Origin of the sequence: Psychroserpens mesophilus, from assembly GCF_050617655.1 — a bacterium.
Lineage (GTDB): Bacteria > Bacteroidota > Bacteroidia > Flavobacteriales > Flavobacteriaceae > Psychroserpens > Psychroserpens mesophilus_A.
Genome location: NZ_JBODQC010000174.1, coordinates 1 through 270, shown reverse-complemented (window position 1 = coordinate 270; position 270 = coordinate 1). Strand labels below are relative to the sequence as shown.

General features: G+C 55.6%; 1 pseudogene. It reads right to left on the bottom strand.

Features of this window, described 5'->3' with window-relative positions:
* Positions 1-270 (bottom strand): annotated as a pseudogene (locus ACRHNM_RS16830) (PAS domain-containing sensor histidine kinase); the annotation flags it as partial.

The window sequence follows — 270 nt, the reverse complement described above, 5'->3', positions numbered from 1 at the left end:
ACAGCCAGCGGCGGGATTGCGTTGAATACTTTGGCATTGTGGGATTTCAGGAATTCCGACAGGTGCTGTTGGGCAGCGTGTACCGCCCGGTACAGGCGGACCTCCTTCTTTTCCATCCGCACATTTGTATTGATGGCGATCACCTCGTTGAGGTTTTCGAGGGTCTCCAGCAGGTTGTCCGAAGCATTGTTGGGCATGCCCAGGATCCGGTTGCGTTCCTCCCCGTCGGGTTCGGAGGAAAGGAAATCCAGCAGCATCGAAAAATTGGCG